The following is a 21,169-nucleotide window of genomic DNA, read 5'->3' as shown; positions in this document are numbered from 1 at the left end:
CCGGGCGTGTCAAACTCATCGACACAATTTGCGGCATACTGACATCTGGGACGACTGTCCCACTTTCTCCCGCGCGATGGGGCGCGGCAGAGCCTCAGGAGTCCGGATGACGCGTATCCCGGTGGCGGACCGGCGCACGGCGCTGGTCCAGGCTGCGCTCCGGCTGATCGCGCGCGACGGCGTCGCCGCGGCCACCACCCGGCGGATCGTCGCCGAGGCGGACATGCCCCTGGCCTCCTTCCACTACGTGTTCGCATCGCGGGACGAGCTGATGGCCGAGCTCATCGAGGCGGCCGTCGAGAGCGAGCAGCGCGACTTCGCGCCGGTGCTGGCGGGCTGCGACGGCGGGCACGGTGTCGGGATGCGCGAAGCGGTCCGCGCCGGGCTTCAGCACTACTTCGACGGCGTCCGCGCCGACCCCGACCGCGAGAAGGCGATGCTCGAGCTGACCCAGTGGGCGCTCCGCGAGCCCGGGTTCGAGCCGCTCGCGCAGCGCCAGTACGCGCGCTACCACGCCGTCGCCGCACAGGCGGCCGCCGACGCCGCACGGTTGACGGGCAGCGTCTGGCTGCGGCCGATCGACGAGGTGGCCCGCATCCTCGTGTCGTTCACCGACGGTCTGACGCTCGCCTGGCTGGTGACGCGGGACGACCGGGCGGCCGCCGCCACCATGGACGTCGCCGCCGACGCGCTCGCCGCCCTGACGGCGCCCGCCGCATCCCGCAGCCACACGCCCGCCGCATCCAGCACCGCCGCATCCCGCACCTCCGTCTCCCGCACCTCCGACCCGAAAGCAGGCCGCCGATGACGAACACCTCCACGCCGGCGGTCTTCGCCGAGCCCGTCCGCAAGGTGCCGGGCCGGTGGATCGCCGCCTTCGCCGTCGCCTGGCTGGGGGTGTGGATGGCGCAGCTCGCGCCCATCCAGAAGCTCCTGCCCGACCAGGTGCAGACCGAGCTGCACACCACGTCGTGGGTCGACAACGTCGTGGCGTTCGGCGTGATCTCGGGCATCTCGGGCGTCTGCGCGATCGTCGCCTACCCGCTGACGGGTGCGCTCTCCGACCGGACCACGAGCCGGTTCGGCCGCCGCCGCCCGTGGATCGCGGCGGGCGCCCTGGTCTTCGCGGTGTCCCTCGTCCTGCTCGGGCTGCAGACGAGCATCGTCGGGATGGGCGTGTTCTGGTCGCTGGCGCTCACGGGGTTCTGCATCCTCACCGCGGCGCTCACGGCGACCATCAGCGACCAGGTGCCGGTCGACCAGCGCGGCTACGTGAGCGGCTGGATCAGCGCCCCGCAGGCGATCGGGATCATCCTCGGCGTCGCCCTGGTCACCTACGTCTTCGTCGGCGCCTTCGTCGGGTACACCGCGATGGCGGTGCTGCTGCTCATCCTCGCGCTGCCGTTCCTGCTGCTCCCGGATGCCGTGCTCCCGCCGGAGCTGCGCGAACGGATGTCGGTGCGCGGAGTCATCGAGGGGCTGTGGATCAGCCCGCGCGCTCACCCCGACTTCGGCTGGACGCTGCTCAGCCGTGTGCTCGTCAACTTCGGCAACGCGTTCGGGACGTCGCTGCTGCTGTACTTCCTGGAGTTCGGCCTGCGCGACCCGAACGCGGACGACGACCTGCTCGTCCTCATCCTCATCTACATGGTGTTCGTCATCGTCGCGTCGCTCGTGCTCGGGCGGCTCTCCGACCGGCTGGGGCGCCGCAAGGCGTTCGTGTTCGCGTCCTCGGCGGTGCAGGGGGTCGCGGCGCTGCTGCTCGCCTTCGTGCCGGATCTGTCGGTCGCGTTCATCGCGGCCGCGCTGCTGGGCGTCGGGTACGGCTGCTTCCTCAGCGTCGACCAGGCGCTCGCGACGCAAGTGCTGCCCGACCCGGAGACCCGCGGCAAAGACCTGGGGATCATGAACATCGCCCTCGCCGTTCCGCAGGCCGTCGCCCCGCTCTTCGGCGCGATGATCGTCGCCGCCCTCGGCGGCTTCGCCGGCCTGTTCGTCCTGTCCGCCCTGTTCGCGTTCGCGGGTGCGTTCGCGGTCGCCCGAGTGAAAGCGGTGCGCTGATGACCGACCTGAACCTCGCCACCCCGCCGGTCGCCGCCGAGCGCACCTGGACGACGCCCGACGTGTTCTGGCCGTCGCTCTCCGCCGCGACCGCGCAGCTGGACCCGCCGCTCGCCGTGCTGCACCTGCCCGCCCTCCGCCACAACGCGCACGACATGCTGCGGCGCGCGACCGTGCCGTCGGGGCGCGCGGCGAAGAGCATCCGGGTCGCGTCCAAGTCGGTGCGCGTCCGGTCGGTGCTGGATGCGGTGCTCGCGCTGCCCGGGTACGCGGGCGTGCTCGCGTACACGCTGCCCGAGGCGCTGTGGCTCGCCGAGGGTGACGCCGAGCATCCGCCCGTCGAGGATGTCGTGGTCGGATACCCGACCGCCGACCGGGGCGCGATCCGGCGGCTCGCGGCGTCGCCCGAGCTCGCGTCCCGGGTGACGCTGATGGTCGACTCGATCGCGCACCTCGACCTCATCGACGCCATCGTGCCTCCAGGCTCGCGCGAGACCATCCGGTTGTGCCTCGAACTCGACTCCTCCTGGCTCGCGCCGGTGCTCGGCCACGTCGGGGTCTACCGGTCGCCGGTGCACTCGGCCGCGGCCGCTCGCGAGCTGGCGGCGGCGATCGTCCGCCGCCCCGGCTTCGCCCTCGTCGGGATGATGGGCTACGAGGCGCAGATCGCCGGCCAGGGCGACAATCCCCCCGGGAAGCCGGCGTGGGGCGCGACACTGCGCTGGATGCAGAAGAACTCCCGCGAGGAGCTGCTCGGGCGACGTGGCGAGGCGGTCGCCGCGGTGCGTGCGATCGCCGACCTGGAGTTCGTGAACGGCGGCGGAACCGGGTCGCTGGAGTTCACCGCCTCCGACGACGCGGTGACCGAGATCGCCGCGGGCAGCGGGCTCTTCGGCGGGCACCTGTTCGACACGTACCGGTCGTTCCGTCCGGCGCCGGCCGCATCCTTCGCCCTCTCGGTCGTGCGCCGCCCGGATGCGGGCACGGCGACGCTGCTCGGCGGCGGCTGGATCGCCTCCGGCCCGCCCGGGCCCGACCGGATGCCGTCGGTGGAGTGGCCGACCGGCCTGTCGATGGTGACGCGCGAGATGGCCGGCGAGGTGCAGACACCGCTGACCGGGGCCGCCGCGAGCGTCATGCGCATCGGCGACCGCGTCTGGCTGCGGCACACGAAGTCGGGCGAGCTCAGCGAGCACGTCGACGCCTTCCACCTGGTGGACACGGTGGACGGCCGGGCGCGCGTGGTCGGCGAGGCGGCCACGTATCGCGGCGACGGCAAGGTCTTCCTGTGACGGCGGTCGGCGGACTCTGGCGCAACTGGGGGCGGACCGAGGCGGTGCGCCCGCAGCGCGTCGAGCGTCCCGCGTCCGCCGAGGCGGTGCAGCGCGCGGTGCAGGCGGCCATCCGCACCGGGATGCGCGTCAAACCCGTCGGCGCGGGCCACAGCTTCACGGGCATCGCTGTCGCACCCGGCGTGCAGCTCGACCTCGAGGATCTGAACGGCATCCTGGATGTGGACCTCGAACGCGGACGGGTCACGCTCGCGGCGGGCACGCACCTGCATCAGCTGCCGCGGTTGCTCCGGCCCCACGGGCTGGCGCTGGAGAACATGGGCGACATCGACCGCCAGACCATCGCGGGCGCCACCTCCACCGGCACGCACGGGACGGGCGGATCGTTCGGCGGCCTCGCGACGCAGATCGTCGGCCTCACCCTGGTGACCGGACTGGGGGAGCTGCTGCGCATCGACGAGACGCAGAACGCGGAGCTGCTCCCGGCCGCCCGGCTCGGGCTGGGGGCGCTCGGCGTGATCGTCGACGTCACGCTGCAGTGCGTCCCGGCGTACCTGCTCCAGGCCGTCGAGCGGCCGGAACCGCTGCAGGCGACGATGGAGTCGTACCTCGAGCGGTCCGCCGCGGAGGACCATTTCGAGTTCTACTGGTTCCCGCACACGGAGACGGCGCTCACCAAGACGAACACCCGGCTGCCGCTCACGGCCGAGCGCAAGCCGCTGTCACGTGCCGGGCGCTGGGTCGACGACGAACTGCTCGCCAACGGCGTCTACCGCGGCGTCTGCGCGCTCGGCGCCGTCGCACCCGGCGTCATCCCGCCGTTCAGCCGCCTGGCGCAACGGCTCACTGGCAACCGCGACTTCACGGACCACGCGCCGCGCGTCTTCGTCACCAACCGCACCGTCCGGTTCCGCGAGATGGAGTACGCCCTGCCCCGGGAGGCGGTGCCCGCGGCGCTCGCCGAAGTGAAGGCGCTGATCGAGCGGCGCGGCTGGCGCATCTCCTTCCCGATCGAGGTGCGCAGCGCGGCGGCCGACGACAACTGGCTCTCCACCGCCTACGGGCGCGAGAGCGGCTACATCGCGGTGCACCGGTACTACCGGGAGGACCAGCGCGCGTACTTCTCGGCGGTCGAGGAGATCATGGTCGCGCACGAGGGCCGGCCGCACTGGGGCAAGCTGCACAGCCGGGATGCGGACGCGCTGCGTGCGGTCTACCCGCGGTTCGACGACTTCCTCGCGGTGCGCGACCGGCTCGACCCGGACCGCCGCTTCGAGAACGTCTACCTGCGCCGCGTGCTCGGGCCCTGACCCGCGCGCCGCGCCGGCCTTCGCGCCGATGTCTGCTGCGTCTCGGAACGTCTGCGCCCGCGCGCGCGGGCGCAGACGTTCCGAACCGCGGCAGTCAGCGGGCTAGAAGCTGCCGCCCATCGACTCCAGGCGCTCGACGCGCTCGGGGATCGGCGGGTGCGTCGAGAACAGGCGCGCTACGAGGCCCGGCTTCAGCGGGTCGTTGATCCACAGGTGCGCCATGGAGGAGTTCTGCTTGCGCATCGGGCGGCCGTACGCCTCCAGCTTGAGCAGCGCGCTCGCCAGGGCGTCCGGGTGCCGCGTCGTCAGCGCACCCGTCGCGTCGGCCAGGTACTCACGCTGCCGCGAGACGGCCAGCTGCACCAGCGTCGCGACCAGCGGCGCCACGATCGCGGCGATCAGCCCGAACACCAGCACGACCGGGTTGCCGCCGCCGTTGTTGTTGTTCCGGTTGCCGCCGAAGAACGCCATCCGCAGGAAGATGTCGGCGATGAAGCCGATCGCGACGGTGAGGCCGAACACGATCATCCCGAGCCGGATGTCGTAGTTGCGCACGTGCCCGAGCTCGTGCGCCATGACGCCCTCGAGCTCCGCATCCGTCATGATGTCGAGCAGCCCCGTCGTGGCGGCGACCGACGCGTGCTGCGGGTCGCGCCCGGTCGCGAACGCGTTCGGCGCCGGGTCGTTGACGATGTAGACCGCCGGCATGGGCGTCCCCGTCGTGATCGACAGGTTCTCGACGATGTTCCAGAGGCGCGGGTTGTCCGCCTTCTGGATGGGGATGGCCCCCGACATGCTCAGCGCCTGACTGCTCGCCAGGTAGTACTGGAACAGCGCGTAGAGGATCGCCCCGATGAGCACGACCACGAGGATCGTGTAGCTCTGGTAGATGACCGAGGCCAGCCATCCGAGCGCACCGATGAGTACCAGGAACAGCAGGATGATGAAGACGGTGTTGCGCTTGTTCCTGGCGATCGCCCTGTACATCGACGCCCTAGAACTGGACGCGCGGAGGCTCGGCGATCGCGGCGAGGTTGTCGACCTCGAAGAACTCGCGCTCGGTGAAGCCAAGGCGTCGGGCGAACAGGTTGTTCGGGAAGACCTTGATCTTGGTGTTGAACTCGCGGACGCCGCCGTTGTAGAACCGGCGCGACGCCTGGATCTTGTCCTCGGTGTCGACCAGGTCGGCCTGCAGACGCAGGAAGTTCTGGCTCGCCTGCAGCTGCGGGTACGCCTCGGCCACGGCGAAGATGCTCTTCAGCGCGGTCTGCATGTGGTTCTCGGCGACCGACGCCTCACCGGGCGTCTGCGCGGACAGCGTCTCGGCGCGCGCCTGCGTCACCGACTCGAACACCCCGCGTTCGTGCGCGGCGTATCCCTTGACCGTCTCGATCAGGTTCGGGATGAGGTCGGCACGGCGCTTCAGCTGCACCGTGATGTCGCTCCACGCCTCGTCCACACGGACTTTCAGCGTCACGAGGGAGTTGTAGGTGGCCCACAGATAGATCCCGATGATCGCCACGATCACGACGACGATGATGACCGGAATGAGCCATTCCATGTTCGCTGAACTCCTTGTGTACAGGCGCCGGGTCGAGTGATTGCGCAGGTCACATCCTAGCTTCGGCGGAGGCGGCGCCGACCGCGTTCCCATCACACTCGAAGCAACCACCTCAGAGGCGGACAGTGGACGTCCGGGTGCACAATGGCTCCGTGAGCGAGCTGGCCGAACGTCGCCGACCCGGGCGGCCGCGCAAGGAGCGCGGCGCGGCGTCCGCGCGCTCGGCGATCCTGCGCGCGGCGGCCGACGAGTTCGCCGAGCGCGGCTACGAGGCAGCCTCGCTCCGTGCGGTCGCGCGCCGCGCTGGCGTCGACTCCGCGCTCGTCCACCACTACTTCGACGGCAAGGCGGACCTGTTCGCCGCGACGCTCGAGGTGCCGCTGCGGCCCGACCGCGTGCTCGACGTGGTGCTGGCGGGCCCCCGCGACCGGGTGGGGGAGTCGCTGGTGCGCTACATCCTGGAGCGCCTCGACGACGAGAAGTCCGCCCGGCGGATGGTCGTGGTGCTGCGCACCGTGCTGGGCAGCGGGCCGGGCACGCGGATGGTGCGGGAGTTCCTGCAGCGGGAGGTGCTGTCGAAGCTCGCCTCCCTGAGCGACGCGCCCGACGCATCCCTGCGCGGGGAGCTCGCCGCCGCCCAGCTGGTCGGGATCATGATGACCCGTTACGCGCTGCAGGTCGAGCCGATCGCGAGCACGCCCGCGGAGGATCTCGCGCGCCGGGTCGGGCCGGTGCTCCAGTGGCACCTGTTCGGCGACCCCGACGCGCCTGTCTCCTGACGCGACCGCGCCGCGAGTGGTGTCTTGACGCGGCGTCCGCCGGAGCGAATAATTCAGCACATGATGAATTCGCCGGATGCGGTGGAGCCCGCCGTCGCCATCGAGGGCCTCCGGGTGCGTCGTGGCCGCGCCGACATCCTGCACGGCCTCGACCTCCGCATCCCGCGCGGGCAGGTCGTCGGCCTGCTCGGGCCGAGTGGATGCGGGAAGACGACCCTCATGCGCTCGATCGTCGGCGTGCAGCGCGTCAAGGGCGGCACGGTGACCGTGCTCGGTCAGCCCGCCGGTTCGGCGCCCCTGCGACACCGTGTCGGCTACGTCACGCAGGCGGCGAGCGTCTACGACGACCTCACCATCCGGCAGAACCTCGCCTACTTCCGGCGCGTCCTCGGCGCCGGGCGGGCGGATGTGGAGCGCGCGATCGCCGCGACCGACCTGGAGGAGCACGCCGGCCGGCTGGTGTCGGCGCTCTCCGGCGGCCAGCGCAGCCGCGTCTCGCTCGCCGCCGCCCTGCTCGGCTCGCCCGACCTGCTGGTGCTCGACGAGCCCACGGTCGGGCTCGATCCGCTGCTCCGGGTGGAGCTGTGGGGCCTGTTCCACCGCCTCGCCGACTCGGGCACCAGCCTCCTCATCTCCAGCCACGTGATGGACGAGGCGACCCGTTGCGACCGGCTGATCCTCATGCGCGACGGCGCCGTGCTCGCCGACGCGACGCCCGACGAGCTGCTCGCCGAGACCGGGGCGGCGGATGCGGAGGGTGCGTTCCTCGCGCTGCTCCGGCGCCGGCACGCGCGCCACGCGCTGCCCGGGACGGACGAGGACGCGGCGGACCTCGGGGAGGACGTGCGATGAACCCCACCAGAACGCTGGCGACCACGGGCCGGGTGCTCACCCAGATCCGCCACGATCCCCGCACCGTGGTGCTGCTGCTGATCGTGCCCAGCCTCCTGATCGGGCTGGTGGCGTGGATCTTCACGGACACGCCGGTGTTCCAGACGATCGGGCCGGCCATCCTGGCGCTGTTCCCGTTCATCGTGATGTTCCTGGTCACCTCCATCACCACGCTGCGGGAGCGCCGCACCGGGACGCTGGAGCGCCTGCTGTCGATGCCTCTCGGGCGCGGCGACTTCATCCTCGGCTACACGATCGCGTTCGGGCTGCTGGCGATCGTGCAGGCGCTGCTGGCGTCGGGCTACGCGCTGTGGGTGTGCGGGCTGGACGTGAAAGGCGACCCCTGGCTCCTGGTCGCGGTCGCCGTGACGGATGCGGTGCTCGGCAGCACCCTCGGGCTGTTCGCGAGCGCGTTCGCGCGCACCGAGTTCCAGGTGGTGCAGTTCATGCCGCTGCTGGTGTTCCCGCAGATCCTGCTGGGCGGGATCTTCCTGCCGCGCGACGAGCTGCCGGCGGGTCTGAAGGAGATCAGCGACTGGCTGCCGCTGTCGCACGCGGTGGATGCGCTCAACGCGGTGGCGGCGGACAGCCACGACGCCGCCTACGTCGGCGGCCAGCTGCTCATCATCGGGTCGTTCGCGGTGGCGGCGGTCGTGCTCGGGGCGCTCACGCTGCAGCGGCGCACCGCCTGAGGCGGGCGCGGCGCGGCCGGCCGACGGCGCGGAACGGCCGGCGCAGCGCAGTACGCGCTACGCGCTCGCGCGCCCGTCGGGCACGTGGTCGCCGTCGGGCACCTGCAGCTCGGCGGTGCCCGTGTAGCGGTAGCGGACGCGGGTGCCCGTCGGGGGCTCGTCCAGCAGGCGCCACTCGGTGCCGACGTTGTCGTCGCCCACGATCGAGACGTCGCGGATGACCTCCTTCGGCTTCCCGTCGACGAGCGACTGGATCACCTCGGCATAGACCTCCGAGTCGGGGTTGAGTAGCACCGCGATGTAGTGGTCGGAGCTGCGGACCTCGCGCGCCGGCACCCACAGGCGCTCGTCGAACTGGACGAGCGTGCCCCCGTCCGACGCTCCGTGCGGTCTCACGCCCGTGACGATGCCGTCGAGCCAGGTGTCGCCGTCGTGATAGGCGTACAGCTCGCGCATCGGCGACTCGTAGTCGGCCTCGTCGGCCCCGTCCTGATCCAGGTAGTCCAGCGGTGACGTCATGCCCCGAACCCTACCCCCGGGCGCAGCGCCGCCGCGAGGATCGGGGCGAGGTCGCCCCGGGCGCCCTCCGCGACCTCCACCCGGTCGAGCCCCTGCCACGCGGCCGTCTCAGCCAGCAGCGGAAGGAGGCGGTCGAGCGGCACGGCGGGCATCTCCGGTTCCGTCCAGGCCGACTGCACCCTCAGCACGCCCGCCTGCCGGTCGCTCTTCAGGTCGATGCGCCCGACCAGGGCGTCGTCGATCAGGATGGGCAGCGAGTAGTAGCCGTAGACCCGCTGCGGTGCCGGCGTGTAGATCTCGATGCGGTAGTGGAACCCGAACACGCGCAGCGCCCGGTCGCGGTACCAGACCACCGGGTCGAACGGCGACAGCAGCGCCGCCGCCTCCACCCGCCGGGGCTTGCGAGCGTCGCGGTGCATCCAGGCGCGGAGCGGCCGCCCGGCGCTCTCCCACCCGGCCACCTCGACCGGGACGAGCTCGCCCGCATCCTCCAGCTCCTGCAGCGCCACGCCGACGCGCGGGCCCTTGATGCGGTAGTAGTCGGCGAAGTCGCGCGCCGTCCCGATCCCGTGCGCCACCGCCGCGCGCCCCAGGAGCTCGCGGATGGCGTCCTCGTCGCTCACCGTCGGTTCCAGCACGCTCGCGGGCAGCACGTCGGCGGCGAGCCCGTACCGGCGCTGGAAGCGCGTTCGCCCCGCGATCGCGACCTCGCCGAACAGGAACATCCGCTCCAGGGCGCGCTTGACCTCCGACCATCCCCACCACGGTCCGGTGCGGTAGTTGGCGTCGTGCTCGATGTCGCCGGCCACCAGCGGTCCGTTCGCGGCGAGCTCCCCGCGCAGCCACTCCACCGTGCTCTGGTTGACCTCGTACCAGCTGCCTGGGCCGCCGTACCGCTCGCGGTACTCGCGCATCCGCCAGGCGAACAGCGGCCAGTCCTCCGTGCGCATGAACGCCGCCTCGTGCGGCCAGTACTCGGTGTACGGGCCGCGGGCGTCGAACGTCAGCCGGTCGAGCAGGCCGCGGTCGTAGGCGCCGAGGCGGGCGAACGCGGGGAGGTAGTGGCTGCGCTCGAAGACGTTGACCGAGTCGATCTGCAGCAGGCGCAGGCGGTCCATCAGGCCGTTGAGCTGGCGGGCGCCCACCGCGTCGGGATGCGGCCTGCCGAACCCCTGTGCGGCGAGCGCGATGCGACGTGCGAGTGCGGGGGAGATCTGTTCGACCACGGAACGACCATAGCGACAACCCCGGACACCGGACGTTCACCGCGGTGTCACCGGCGCGAAGGCGCCCGGACGCCTGGCCTTCCTACGGTGACCACGTCCGGGCGCACCGCCCGGTCGACACCTTGCACTGGAGGAAACCCGTGATCAACAAGCGCGCACGTGTCGCCGGCCTCGCGGCCGCGGCCGCCGTCGTCGCACTCTCGCTCTCCGCCTGCTCCGGCGGCGCGAACGCCAGCACCGCCGACACCGCGAAGATCGGCACCGCCACCGACGTCGCGTCGGCCGGCGGGATGGATGCGCTGGTCGCCGCCGCGAAGAAGGAGGGCAGCCTCAACATCATCGCGACCCCGGGCGACTGGGCGAACTACCAGGAGATCTTCGACGGCTTCACCAAGAAGTACGGCATCACGATCAACCCGAGCCAGGACAGCGCCTCCAGCCAGGAGGAGATCGACGCCGCGAAGAAGCTCAAGGGCCAGGACACCGCTCCCGACACCTTCGACATCGGCTCCTCGGTCGCTCTGGCGAACACCCAGTACTTCGCCGCCTACAAGCCGACCGGCTGGGACGACATCCCCGAGGGCCAGAAGGAGAAGGACGGCCTCTGGAAGGTCGGTTACTACGGCGTCATGGCGGTCGGCTACGACGCCAACAAGATCAAGACCGCCCCGAAGTCGTTCGACGACCTCCTGAAGCCCGAGTTCAAGGGTGCGGTCGCGCTCAACGGCAACCCGACCCAGGCGGCCGCCGCGGCCGGCGCGGTCGCGTACGCCACCCTGCAGAACGGCGGGACGCTCGACGACCTGACCCCGGGCATCGACTGGTTCTCGAAGCTCAAGAAGGCGGGCAACTGGAACGCCGCCGACGGCAAGCCCAACACCATCGCCTCCGGTGAGACCCCGGTGCTGCTCGACTGGTCGTTCAACCAGAAAGGCTACGCCACCTCCGACACCATCAAGGGCGGCGGCGTGAACTGGAAGTACGTCGTGCTCCCGGGCACCGCCTACGTCGGCTACTACAACCAGGCCATCAACAAGGATGCCCCGCACCCCGCGGCCGCGCGCCTCTGGGAGGAGTACCTCTACAGCGATGCCGCCCAGAACGCGTGGCTGAAGGGCGGCGCCTACCCGGCGCGCGTCGACGCCATGGAGAAGGCCGGCACGCTCGACAAGGACGAGTTCCCGGGCAAGCTCGACAAAGTGGCCGTGATGAGCGACAAGCAGGCGACCGACGCCGGCACGCTGCTCAACGCCAAGTGGGCGAACGCGGTCGGCTGATGACCGAGACCGTGACGGGCGCCGCGGCGCCTGCGGTCGATCGTGCTGCCGCCGGCGTCTCCGCGACGGAGACCCGGCGGCAGCCGTCGTCGGCCCGGCCCGCAGGCGTCAGGGCCGGGCGGCGGCGCCGGAAGAGCGCTGCCGCCGTGCTGGGGCTGACGCCGTTCGCCTTCTACGTGATCGTCTTCCTGGCCGTTCCGACGGTCGTCGCCGTGGGCAGCGGCTTCCTGGATGCGGACGGCCGCTTCACCTGGGCCAACCTGACGGGGCTCATGGAGCCGGCCATCGCCGGCTCGTTCTTCGGCGCCTTCTGGCTCTCCGCGGTCACCGCGATCGTGGGGGCCATCGCCGGCGCGGCGCTGTGCTTCGCCCTGCTGCGCTCGCGCCCCGGCGGCGTGACCCGCTCGCTGGTCGATTCGGCGAGCAGCGTCCTCGCGCAGTTCGGCGGCGTCATGCTGGCGTTCGCCTTCATCGCGACGATCGGCGCGCAGGGCCTCGTCACCGTGCTGCTCCGCACGGTCGCGCACATCAACATCTATGAGAACGGGGTGTGGCTGTACACGGTGCCCGGCCTCATCCTGCCGTACCTCTATTTCCAGATCCCGCTCATGGTCATCACCTTCATGCCGGCGCTGGAGGGACTCCGTCCGCAGTGGCTGGAGGCGACGGCGACGCTGGGCGGCAGCCGCTGGACGTATTGGACGCGTGTGGGCGGCCCCATCCTGCTCCCGTCGTTCCTGGGCAGCCTGCTGCTCCTCTTCGCCAACGCCTTCTCGTCGTACGCGACCGCCGCAGCACTGGTCGGCCAGGCGAACAACATCGTCTCGCTGCAGATCCGGCAGGCGCTGATCAGCGAGACCGTGCTCGGCCGCGCCAACCTCGCGGGCGCCATGGCGCTCGGGATGCTGCTGGTGATGGTCGTCGTCATGCTCGGCTACTCGGCGCTGGTCCGCCGCACCGCGAGGTGGCAGCGATGACGCGCGCGGTGGACACCCGCACCCCGGAGGTCCGGCCGGCCCGCCGCAGGCGCTCGCAGGAGCTGCGTCTCGGGCCCGGTCCCGCCGTCCGCACGGTCATCTGGGTGGTCCTCGGGCTGTTCTTCCTCATCCCGTTGTTCTCGATGGTCGAGTTCACCCTGCGCACGGCGAAGCCCGGCGTGTACAACATCGACCGCTGGGTGGCCGTTTTCTCGGGAGAGACGACGCGGTACGACCGCGTTTACCAGGGGCTCGGCAACTCGCTCGTGCTCGCGGTCGTGACCGTCGCGATCATGCTGCTGGTGCTGCTGCCGACGATCGTGCTGGTGGAGTTGCGGTTCCCGAAGCTGCGCCGGCTGCTCGAGGGGATCTGCCTGCTGCCGATCATGATCCCGGCGATCGTGATGGTGGTGGGCCTCGCGCCGACCTACGCCGTCGTGACGGACGTCTTCGGCTCCGGTGCGTGGACGCTCGCCTTCGCGTACGGGATCACTGTGCTGCCGTACGCCTACCGCGCCATCCAGAGCAACGTCGCCGCCGTCGACATGATCACGCTCAGCGAGGCGGCCCGTTCGCTCGGCGCCCCCTGGTGGACCGTGTTCTGGCGCGTGCTCGTCCCGGACCTGCGGCGCGGCATCCTTGCCGCCGCCGCGCTCTCGGTCGCCGTCGTGCTGGGCGAGTTCACCATCGCCTCGCTCCTCTCCCGCGTCAACCTGCAGACCTCGCTGCTGCTGGTGTCGCAGTCCGACCCCTTCGTCGCGGTCATCTTCGCGCTCCTCGCGCTGGTGTTCGCGTTCGTCCTCCTCGTCGTCGTCGACCGCCTCGTGAGCGTGCGGCGACGGCGCACCGCGAAAGGCTGACATGACCGCCCTCGAGACCCCCGTCCTCTCCGCGCGCACCGGATCCACCGTCGAACTGCGCGACCTCGTCCGCGACTTCGGCGGCGGCGCCGGGCTGGCCGGCTTCGACCTGCAGGCTGCGCCGGGCGAGCTGATCGCCCTGCTCGGCCCGAGCGGCTGCGGCAAGACGACCGCGCTGCGCTCGCTCGCCGGACTGGAGCGCGTGGACAGCGGCAGCATCCTGATCGACGGACGCGACGTCACCGACGAGCCGACCAACCGGCGCGACCTCGGGATGGTGTTCCAGTCGTACTCCCTGTTCCCGCACCTCACCTCCGGCCAGAACGTCGAGTTCGGTCTCCGGATGCGCAAGGTCGCCCCGGCGGAGCGCCGGCGGCGCGCGGCCGAGGCGCTCGAGCTGGTGGGCCTCGACCACCACGCCGACCGCTACGCGCACCAGCTGTCCGGCGGCCAGCAGCAGCGCGTCGCGCTCGCCCGCGCACTCGTCACCGAGCCGCGCGTGCTGCTGCTCGACGAGCCGCTCTCCGCCCTCGACGCCAAGGTGCGCGTGCAGCTGCGGGACGAGATCCGCCGCATCCAGACGGAGCTCGGCATCACCACGTTCTTCGTCACGCACGACCAGGAGGAGGCGCTCGCCGTCGCCGACCGCGTCGCCGTCATGCGCGCGGGCCGGATCGAGCAGATCGGCAGCCCCGAGGAGCTCTACCACCGTCCCGCGACGGCGTTCGTGGCCGAGTTCGTCGGCCTGACCAATCGCGTCGAGGGCATGGTGGCCGCCGGGCGGCTGTCGGCTCTCGGCCAGGAGGTCCCGCTCGCGTCGCCGGTGGACGACGGGCCGGTCACCGCGTATGTGCGTCCGGAGGACGTCCTGCTCGTCGCGGACGGCATCCCGGGCGTCGTGCTCACCACCAGCTTCCTGGGGGCGCTCCGGCGCACGCGGGTGCGGCTCGAGGACGGCAGCGAGCTGTCGCTGCAGCACGGTGCGCGGGAGCGGCCCGAGCCGGGGGATCGCGTGAGCGTCGGCCTGAGCGGATCCCCGGTCACCGTCGCGCCGCGCTGACTGTCGCGCCGCGCCGGCCCCGGAGTAGGGTGCGCGCATGTCCAGCGAGTCTCCAACTCCGGGGGAGCGCGCGGGGGAGGACGACGCAGCGGAAGCCGCTGAGACGATCGACCTCACGACGTTCGAGAGAACCCTGTCCCTCACGGACCTCGCGCACCAGGTGTCGGTGCACGAGATCATCACCTTCCCGTGGTTCCGCCCCATCGACTCCATCAGCCCCACCCACACCGTGGGGAAGGGCAGGACGAACCTCACCCTGATCGCCTCCGACATCATGCAGACGGACACCACGGGCACTCCGTACGCGTCCTTCACCTACCGGCCGACCCCGTCGGGCGGTCCGGGCGTCTCCGTCCACTTCACGCCGTCGGCCTACGGGGTGACCTCGGTCGGCAGCTATGTGCTGACCTTCGCCATCACGGCGAACGGCCCGGTCTCCCTCACCGTCGGCGGATACGCGGGCGCGGGTTCGGTCTCGGGTGCCGGCGCGCGCACCGTGAACGGGAACGTGGCCGTCGTGGTCGGGCTCCACAACGTGGCGCCCGGCCAGGTGACCTACGCGTCCATCCAGCAGACCGGCGGTTCCACCTGGCAGTGGTACCGCACCGACATCGAGTACCCGCCGCTGATCATCACGCTCTGAGGCCCACACCCGTACGACGGGATCACCCGCCTGGGAAGGGGCCGACCGCCGGGCCGCGGTTCCATTGCACCGGGAGTGCCGCGGCCTACACTGACGGGCATGTCCGACATCGACCGCCCCGTCCCGTCGCCCACGACCGCACCCGGCGCCGGCCCGGATGCGAACCGCGCGCCCGCACGCGCGTGGTTCCAGCGCCGCCGCCGTGACCTCGGCGAGCCCATCGAGCCCGCCGACGAGACCGTTCCGCGGGGGATGCGCATCGCGGGCGCCTGGTCGTGGCGGTTGCTGCTGATCGGCGCGGTCCTCGCCGTCGTCATCTTCCTGATCATCCAGCTGAAGCTCATCGTCATCCCCGTGCTCATCGCGGTGCTGCTCGCCGGTCTGCTCGTGCCGTTCAAGGACTTCCTGGTGCGCCACCGCTGGCCGAAGTGGCTCGCGATCGTCGTCGTGCTGATCACGCTCATCGTGGTCGTCGGCGGCCTGCTGTACCTCGCGATCTGGCAGGTGACGCGGCAGAGCGGGGAGCTGCAGAAGCAGTCGGTCGCCTCGTTCAACGACCTGCAGGCGTGGCTCACCTCCGGTCCCCTCGGACTCAGCCCCGATCAGATCAGCAACGCGTTCGCCTCGATCGGGAAGTCGATCCAGCAGGACAGCCAGGTCTTCCTCTCGGGTGCGCTGTCGGTCGGCTCCACGCTCGGGCATGTCTTCGCCGGCGCCCTGCTGGTCCTGTTCAGCACGATCTTCATCCTGATCGACGGCAAGAGCATCTGGGGATGGATCGTCCGGGTCTTCCCGAAGCGCTCGCGCGCGGCGATCGACGGAGCGGGCAAGGCCGGCTGGGTCACGCTTAAGAACTTCGCGAAGGTGCAGGTGCTAGTCGCCTCGATCGACGCGCTCGGCATCGGCCTCGGAGCATTCTTCCTGGGGCTGCCCCTCGTCATCCCGATCTCGGTCCTGGTGTTCCTCGGGTCGTTCATCCCTGTCGTCGGCGCGGTCGTCACGGGAGCGCTGGCGATCTTCATCGCCCTGGTCTTCAAGGGCTGGGTGTTCGCGCTGATCATGCTCGGCGTCGTGCTGCTCGTGCAGCAGATCGAGGGGCACATCCTCCAGCCGCTCATCATGGGCAGTGCGGTGAAGGTGCACCCGCTCGCGGTGGTGCTGGCCGTCGCGGCGGGGTCGCTGCTCGCCGGCATCCCGGGCGCGCTGTTCGCCGTGCCGTTCGTGGCCGTGCTGAACGTGATGGTGCACTACATCGCCAGCGGCGTCTGGCGGAACACCCCGACGTCGGACTACACCCCGCCGGAGCGGGCGATCTGGGAGACCGTCCCGCGGCCGGTCCGCCGCCCGCCCGCGCGGTAGTAGGTCGCACCCGCATACAGTCGACGGCATACGTCCGCCGCTAGGCTGGGCGCGTGGCAACCGCGACCGATCACACGCGCACCCCGTTCGCCGGGCCCAGCCTGGACGAGTTCGAGGCAGCGCGCGCCACCGTCGCCGCCGTCGCCCAGCCGACGCCGATGGAGACCTCGCGGTACCTCACCGACATCCTCGGCGCGCCGGTGGTGCTCAAGTGCGAGAACCTCCAGCGCACCGGGTCGTACAAGATCCGCGGCGCCTACAACCGGATGTCGAAGCTCACGGCCGAGGAGCGCGCGCGGGGCGTGGTCGCCGCGTCGGCGGGCAACCACGCGCAGGGCGTGGCCTTCGCGGCGCGCGAGCTCGGCATCCACGCCACGATCTTCATGCCGGTCGGCGTCGCCATCCCCAAGTTCCAGGCCACGCGCGCCTACGGGGCGGATGTGGTGCTGAGCGGCAGCATCGTCGACGAGACCCTGCGCGCCGCGGCCGACTTCGCCGCGGAGACCGGCGCGGTGCTCATCCCGCCCTTCGACCACCCGGACGTGGTGGCGGGGCAGGGCACACTCGGCCTCGAGATCCTCGACGAGGTGCCGGATGTGCGCACGCTCGTCGTCCCGATCGGCGGCGGCGGGCTGATCTCGGGCGTCGCCAGCGCGGTCAAGCAGCGCGCGGCGCGTGAAGGCCGCGAGGTCCGCGTGATCGGCGTGCAGGCGGCCAACGCCGCCGCCTACCCGCCGTCCCTGGCCGCGGGGGAGCCGACCGACATCTCCCTGGTCGCCACGATCGCGGACGGCATCGCCGTGAGCCGGCCCGGCGCGCTCAACTTCCAGATCATCCGGGAGGCCGTCGACCAGGTGGTCACGGTCTCCGAGGACGACATCGCCCGCGCCATGGTCATGCTGCTGGAGCGCGCCAAGCTCGTGGTCGAGCCCGCGGGCGCGGCCGGCGTCGCAGCCATCCTCGCCGGGGCGATCCCGGCCGACGGAACGACCGTGGCCATCCTGTCCGGCGGCAACATCGATCCGCTGCTGATGCAGCGCGTGATCAGCCAGGGTCTCGCGGCGTCCGACCGGTACCTCAAGCTCACGATCCAGTTGCCCGACCGCCCCGGCCAGCTCGCTCGCATCGCCGAGATCCTCGCCGGCGTGAACGCCAACGTGGTCGAGGTGCTGCACACGCGTCACGGACGCGGGATGCAGCTGAGCCAGGTCGAACTCGACGTGAGCGTGGAGACGCGCGGCACCGACCACCGGCGGCACGTCATCGAGGCGCTGCGCGCGGCGGGCTACGACCCGGTCGTCGACGACGAGTAGCCCTCGCCTCAGCCCTTCGCCCGCGCGAGGCCGGTCGGCAGCGCTCGCGGCCCCGTCACTTGCTTCATGACCAGGGTGGAGGACAGCTTCCGCACCCCGGGCAGCGCGCCCAGCGGCCCGTCGAACAGCTCCTGGTAGGCCGTCAGGTCGGTCGTGAGCACTCGCAGCATGTAGTCCGGGTCGCCGAACAGGCGCTCGGCCTGCACCACCGACGGGATGGCCAGCACTCCGGCCTCGAAGGCGCCGACCGTCTCCGGGTCGGTCCGGTCGATGCGCACGAAGACGATCGCCTCGAAGTCGAGGCCCACCGCCGACGGGGAGACCACCGCGCGGTAGTGCTCGATCGCCCCCGACCGCTCCAGCTCGCGCACGCGGCGGTGGCACGGGGAGAGCGTCAGCCCGACGCGGTCGGCGAGGTCGGTGAGGCTGATCCGCCCATCCTCCTGGAGTACGGCAAGGATCTCGCGGTCGATGGCATCCATGCGGTGGATTCTTCCACATTCCGTCGGACACTGCGCAGAATCAGGGAGCACTTTCGGCCCGGATTGACATAGATTGCCGCCCAGAAGCGGGAAAGGCCCGCGTGAGGGACGGAGGCAGCGGGATGGCGACCACGGCGATCCTCGGATTCTGGGGCGTGGCAGCGCTCCTGGTGCTCACCCCGGGCGCCGACTGGGCGTACGCGATCGCCGCGGGGGCCGGGCGACGCGCGGTGTCGTCGGTCGCGGGCATCCTGAGCGGCTATGCGCTCGTCGTCGTCGCCGTGGCGGTGGGGGTGGGAGCCCTCGTGGCGGCCAGTCCCGTCCTCCTCGGCGTGCTCACGGTCGGGGGTGCGCTCTACCTCGTGTGGATCGGGTTGAACGGACTCCTGCGCCGTTCCGTGCCGCTGGCCGAGGTGACGTCGCGTGCGGGATCGCCGTGGGCCAGCTTCCTCCGCGGCGCCGGTGTGTCCGGGTTCAACCCCAAGGGACTCCTGGTGCTGGTGGCGCTCGTGCCGCAGTTCACCAGCCCCGAGTCCGGCTGGCCGCCCGCGGCGCAGATGCTGCTGCTCGGAGGACTGTTCGTGGTGACCTGCGCCGTCGTGTACTCGGGCGTCGCCCTCCTCGCGCGCTTCGTCCTGGTCTCGCGGCCGCGGAGCGCCGCGGTGGTCGCCAAGGTGTCGGGCGCTGCCATGACGGCGATCGGCGTGGCGCTGCTGATCGAGCGCGGAGTGATGCTCCTGCCCGGCCACTGAGCCGGCGGGGCGATGGGCCCCATCGCCGTCATGATCCGCTGATCGCTGCGTCCTCTCAGGTGACACCACCCGAGAGGACAGAGGATGAGGTTCCTGCGCGCACTCGCCGTCGGCGTTGCCGTGATCGCCGGCATCGGCAGTATCGGCAGCCTGGCGCCGACCGCGGCGCGTGCGCTCGAACGCAGTGCTCCGGCGGCCACGACTCCTTCCCGCGTGCTCTACATCGCAGTCGCACATCCCGACGACGAGTTCCAGGCGGCGGCGATGTACGCCGACCGGCCGGACCTCTACAAGGTCTTCGTGCTGATGACGCGCGGGGAGGCGACGACGCACTGCAGCCCGGTCGTGTACGGACTCGCCGTGAGCGAGGGAGCGCCGCCGGTGACACCCGCTCCGCGTGGGATCCGCACCGCGTCGTGCGAGGAGGCGCGGCTGAACTCCTGGCTGTCCTACTTCTCCGCCATGTCGCAGACCGACACCTCGCTGCCCGGCGACTTCGGCCCGGCGACGACGTCGGGGGCGTTCCCGGCCGGCGGGGTCTCGCTGTCACGTCCGGGGGTCCGGCCGGAGATCCCCTCGAATGCCGTGATCCCGGACTTCACGGACTCGACCGCCCGGGTGTGGGTCGACCGCCGGGGCCGGGGTGCGCTCGTCGGCTTCAACCTCGGCGACGGCGCGCTGACGCCGGCGAAGGCTGCGTGGGCGCTGCGGACGGTCATCGGCGGCAGGGCGGCGCTCGGTCTGGACACGACGCTTCCCGACTACGGCGCCGTCGGCACATTCAGCAACGAGAACGTGCCGGGCTGCTTCCGCTACAGCCACCGCGACCACACCGCGATCAGCGACGCGCTGCGGCAGACCGACCTCGGCTTGCGCTTCCAGGGCGCGACGACCTGCCGCGACGACTCCGGGACCACCAGCACCTCGACGGTCCCCGCGGGCCACCTCGATGCCGCCTACCCGGCGGACGGCTCCGCCGGCGCTTTCGCGCAGAGCTACTCGTGGCTCGAGACGCCGGTCGTCTCCCGCGCGGATCAGAGCTCCCTCTTCATGGGTGTCCAGAGCGTGGATGTGCGTTTCCAGCACCTGCCGGGGCGCCGGGTGAGCGGGGCCGACCGCTTCCTGACCAGTGTCGCGATCTCGCAGGCGTCGTATCCCGACGGCGCCCCGGTGGTCTATCTGGCGTCGGGCACGAACTTCCCGGACGCGCTCTCCGCCGGAGCGGCAGCGGCCCACCAGGGCGGCCCGCTCCTGATCACGGCGCCGTGGATGCTGCCGGGCGCGGTGGCGGACGAGATCACCCGGCTGCATCCCGCTCGGGTCGTCGTGGTCGGAGGCGACAGTGCGGTCACGCCCGCGGTCGCCGACGCCGTGGCCGCCCTCGCGCCCGACGTCGTCCGGCTCGCGGGCGGAGACCGGTTCGACACCAGTCGCCGGGTGGCCGAGTACGCTTTCGCGCCGGGCTCCGCGGCGACGGCCTACATCGCGAGCGGGTCCAGCTTCCCCGACGCGCTCTCGGCGACGGGCGCGGCGGGAACCGAGGGCGCTCCCGTCCTCCTGACGCCGGGCGGCGACACCACCGGCGCGACGGTCCGCGCCACGCTCGCCGGCCTGGCGCCGAAGCGGATCGCCGTCGTCGGGGGCGCCTCCGTCGTACCGGCCTCCCTCGACCGGGCACTGACCGGGGTCGCGCCGGTGCAGAGACTAGCGGGAAGCGATCGGTTCGCGACCAATGCGCTGGTGACGGCGTTCGCCTACGACTCCGCCCCGTCGGCGCTGATCGCCTCGGGCCTCAACTTCCCCGACGCCCTGACCGGCGCGGCCTGGGCGGGCCACGCGCACGTGCCCCTGCTCCTGACCCGCGGCGGGTGCCTCGCGAAGCTCGAGGCCGACCAGCTCTACACGCTCGGAGCCGACTCCATCACGATGCTCGGCGGAGCGGACGTTGTCGGGGACGGTGTCACGCGCGGCGCGACCTGCTGAGCGAACCGCCCGAAGTGGGGCCAGCGGTTCCCCAGATCTGGGGGTACTGAGCGGTCGTCCGTTATCCCTTCGCGCTTCTAGGCTGGCGAAGCCGGTGATCCCCGGCGACGAAAACCCGAAGGAGACGGACCA

21 protein-coding genes are annotated in these 21,169 nt (G+C 71.5%); 16 read left to right on the top strand and 5 right to left on the bottom strand.

All coding sequences use genetic code 11. The annotated features are described in order from the left end of the window. Positions 1-106: 106 nt before the first annotated feature. The 4 genes from J2W45_RS07230 to J2W45_RS07215 are packed head-to-tail and all read left to right on the top strand — an operon-like array spanning position 107 to position 4,663. On the top strand, positions 107-808 hold the full coding sequence (locus tag J2W45_RS07230) for a TetR/AcrR family transcriptional regulator (RefSeq protein WP_310130248.1): 702 nt from the start codon (positions 107-109) through the stop codon (positions 806-808). Further along, positions 805-2,061: an MFS transporter gene (locus tag J2W45_RS07225; protein WP_310130247.1), complete on the top strand. Its 1,257-nt coding sequence runs from the start codon at positions 805-807 to the stop codon at positions 2,059-2,061. Before J2W45_RS07230 ends, J2W45_RS07225 begins: the two co-directional genes overlap by 4 nt. Then, positions 2,061-3,353 (top strand): type III PLP-dependent enzyme domain-containing protein, encoded by a 1,293-nt coding sequence (locus J2W45_RS07220; protein ID WP_310130245.1) that lies wholly within the window; start codon positions 2,061-2,063, stop codon positions 3,351-3,353. The genes J2W45_RS07225 and J2W45_RS07220 overlap by 1 nt, the downstream gene beginning before the upstream one ends. Further along, positions 3,350-4,663: a D-arabinono-1,4-lactone oxidase gene (locus tag J2W45_RS07215; RefSeq protein WP_310130243.1), complete on the top strand. Its 1,314-nt coding sequence runs from the start codon at positions 3,350-3,352 to the stop codon at positions 4,661-4,663. The genes J2W45_RS07220 and J2W45_RS07215 overlap by 4 nt, the downstream gene beginning before the upstream one ends. Positions 4,664-4,765: 102 nt before the next feature. Here J2W45_RS07215 and J2W45_RS07210 read toward each other — a convergent pair whose 3' ends face one another. Further along, positions 4,766-5,650 (bottom strand): M48 family metalloprotease, encoded by an 885-nt coding sequence (locus tag J2W45_RS07210; protein ID WP_310130242.1) that lies wholly within the window; start codon positions 5,648-5,650, stop codon positions 4,766-4,768. 7 nt (positions 5,651-5,657) lie between these two features. Continuing rightward, positions 5,658-6,224, bottom strand: coding sequence for a LemA family protein (locus J2W45_RS07205; RefSeq protein ID WP_018191575.1), 567 nt, complete (start codon positions 6,222-6,224; stop codon positions 5,658-5,660). A 152-nt stretch (positions 6,225-6,376) separates the two neighbouring features. Between J2W45_RS07205 and J2W45_RS07200 the strand changes: the two genes are divergently transcribed. From J2W45_RS07200 to J2W45_RS07190, 3 genes are all read left to right on the top strand, one after another. Then, entirely contained in the window at positions 6,377-7,003 is a 627-nt protein-coding gene (locus J2W45_RS07200; protein WP_310130241.1) for a TetR/AcrR family transcriptional regulator, read from the top strand. A 63-nt stretch (positions 7,004-7,066) separates the two neighbouring features. Beyond that, complete coding sequence (locus J2W45_RS07195) at positions 7,067-7,855, top strand: ABC transporter ATP-binding protein (RefSeq protein WP_396427111.1); 789 nt, start codon at positions 7,067-7,069, stop codon at positions 7,853-7,855. Beyond that, entirely contained in the window at positions 7,852-8,586 is a 735-nt protein-coding gene (locus J2W45_RS07190) for an ABC transporter permease (RefSeq protein ID WP_310130239.1), read from the top strand. Before J2W45_RS07195 ends, J2W45_RS07190 begins: the two co-directional genes overlap by 4 nt. 57 nt (positions 8,587-8,643) lie before the next feature. On the opposite strand, the gene J2W45_RS07185 is transcribed toward J2W45_RS07190, so the two are convergent. Next, positions 8,644-9,105 (bottom strand): hypothetical protein, encoded by a 462-nt coding sequence (locus J2W45_RS07185; protein ID WP_310130238.1) that lies wholly within the window; start codon positions 9,103-9,105, stop codon positions 8,644-8,646. Continuing rightward, a complete protein-coding gene (locus tag J2W45_RS07180) occupies positions 9,102-10,331 on the bottom strand; it encodes a winged helix-turn-helix domain-containing protein (RefSeq protein ID WP_310130237.1) in 1,230 nt (409 codons plus the stop codon). The genes J2W45_RS07185 and J2W45_RS07180 overlap by 4 nt, the downstream gene beginning before the upstream one ends. A 140-nt stretch (positions 10,332-10,471) precedes the next feature. Here J2W45_RS07180 and J2W45_RS07175 point away from each other — a divergent pair, with 140 nt between their 5' ends. The 7 genes from J2W45_RS07175 to ilvA all read left to right on the top strand — a co-directional run bounded on the left by J2W45_RS07175 (position 10,472) and on the right by ilvA (position 17,820). Continuing rightward, a complete protein-coding gene (locus J2W45_RS07175) occupies positions 10,472-11,608 on the top strand; it encodes an ABC transporter substrate-binding protein (protein WP_310130235.1) in 1,137 nt (378 codons plus the stop codon). After that, the gene (locus tag J2W45_RS07170; protein ID WP_310130234.1) at positions 11,587-12,585 is read left to right on the top strand and encodes an ABC transporter permease; all 999 of its coding nucleotides are present in this window, start codon (positions 11,587-11,589) and stop codon (positions 12,583-12,585) included. Before J2W45_RS07175 ends, J2W45_RS07170 begins: the two co-directional genes overlap by 22 nt. Then, positions 12,573-13,445 (top strand): ABC transporter permease subunit, encoded by an 873-nt coding sequence (locus tag J2W45_RS07165; RefSeq protein WP_310130232.1) that lies wholly within the window; start codon positions 12,573-12,575, stop codon positions 13,443-13,445. The genes J2W45_RS07170 and J2W45_RS07165 overlap by 13 nt, the downstream gene beginning before the upstream one ends. 1 nt (position 13,446) lies before the next feature. After that, positions 13,447-14,505 (top strand): ABC transporter ATP-binding protein, encoded by a 1,059-nt coding sequence (locus J2W45_RS07160; protein ID WP_310130230.1) that lies wholly within the window; start codon positions 13,447-13,449, stop codon positions 14,503-14,505. Between the two features lie 37 nt (positions 14,506-14,542). Next, complete coding sequence (locus J2W45_RS07155) at positions 14,543-15,148, top strand: hypothetical protein (RefSeq protein ID WP_310130227.1); 606 nt, start codon at positions 14,543-14,545, stop codon at positions 15,146-15,148. A gap of 99 nt (positions 15,149-15,247) precedes the next feature. Beyond that, positions 15,248-16,507 carry an AI-2E family transporter gene (locus J2W45_RS07150; protein WP_310130226.1) on the top strand — a complete coding sequence of 420 codons (1,260 nt, stop codon included), beginning with the start codon at positions 15,248-15,250 and terminating at the stop codon, positions 16,505-16,507. Between the two features lie 53 nt (positions 16,508-16,560). After that, positions 16,561-17,820, top strand: coding sequence for a threonine ammonia-lyase (gene ilvA / locus J2W45_RS07145; protein WP_310130225.1), 1,260 nt, complete (start codon positions 16,561-16,563; stop codon positions 17,818-17,820). A gap of 8 nt (positions 17,821-17,828) precedes the next feature. On the opposite strand, the gene J2W45_RS07140 is transcribed toward ilvA, so the two are convergent. Next, positions 17,829-18,302: an Lrp/AsnC family transcriptional regulator gene (locus J2W45_RS07140; protein WP_310130224.1), complete on the bottom strand. Its 474-nt coding sequence runs from the start codon at positions 18,300-18,302 to the stop codon at positions 17,829-17,831. 122 nt (positions 18,303-18,424) lie between these two features. Between J2W45_RS07140 and J2W45_RS07135 the strand changes: the two genes are divergently transcribed. Further along, positions 18,425-19,054 (top strand): LysE family translocator, encoded by a 630-nt coding sequence (locus tag J2W45_RS07135; RefSeq protein ID WP_310130223.1) that lies wholly within the window; start codon positions 18,425-18,427, stop codon positions 19,052-19,054. An 84-nt stretch (positions 19,055-19,138) separates the two neighbouring features. Further along, the gene (locus J2W45_RS07130) at positions 19,139-21,037 is read left to right on the top strand and encodes a cell wall-binding repeat-containing protein (RefSeq protein ID WP_310130219.1); all 1,899 of its coding nucleotides are present in this window, start codon (positions 19,139-19,141) and stop codon (positions 21,035-21,037) included. Positions 21,038-21,169: the final 132 nt, after the last annotated feature.

It is taken from the genome of Leifsonia shinshuensis (assembly GCF_031456835.1).
Lineage (GTDB): Bacteria > Actinomycetota > Actinomycetes > Actinomycetales > Microbacteriaceae > Leifsonia > Leifsonia shinshuensis_C.
Note: the sequence above shows the minus strand (reverse complement) of the source record. Positions and strands in the feature narration are given on the sequence as shown.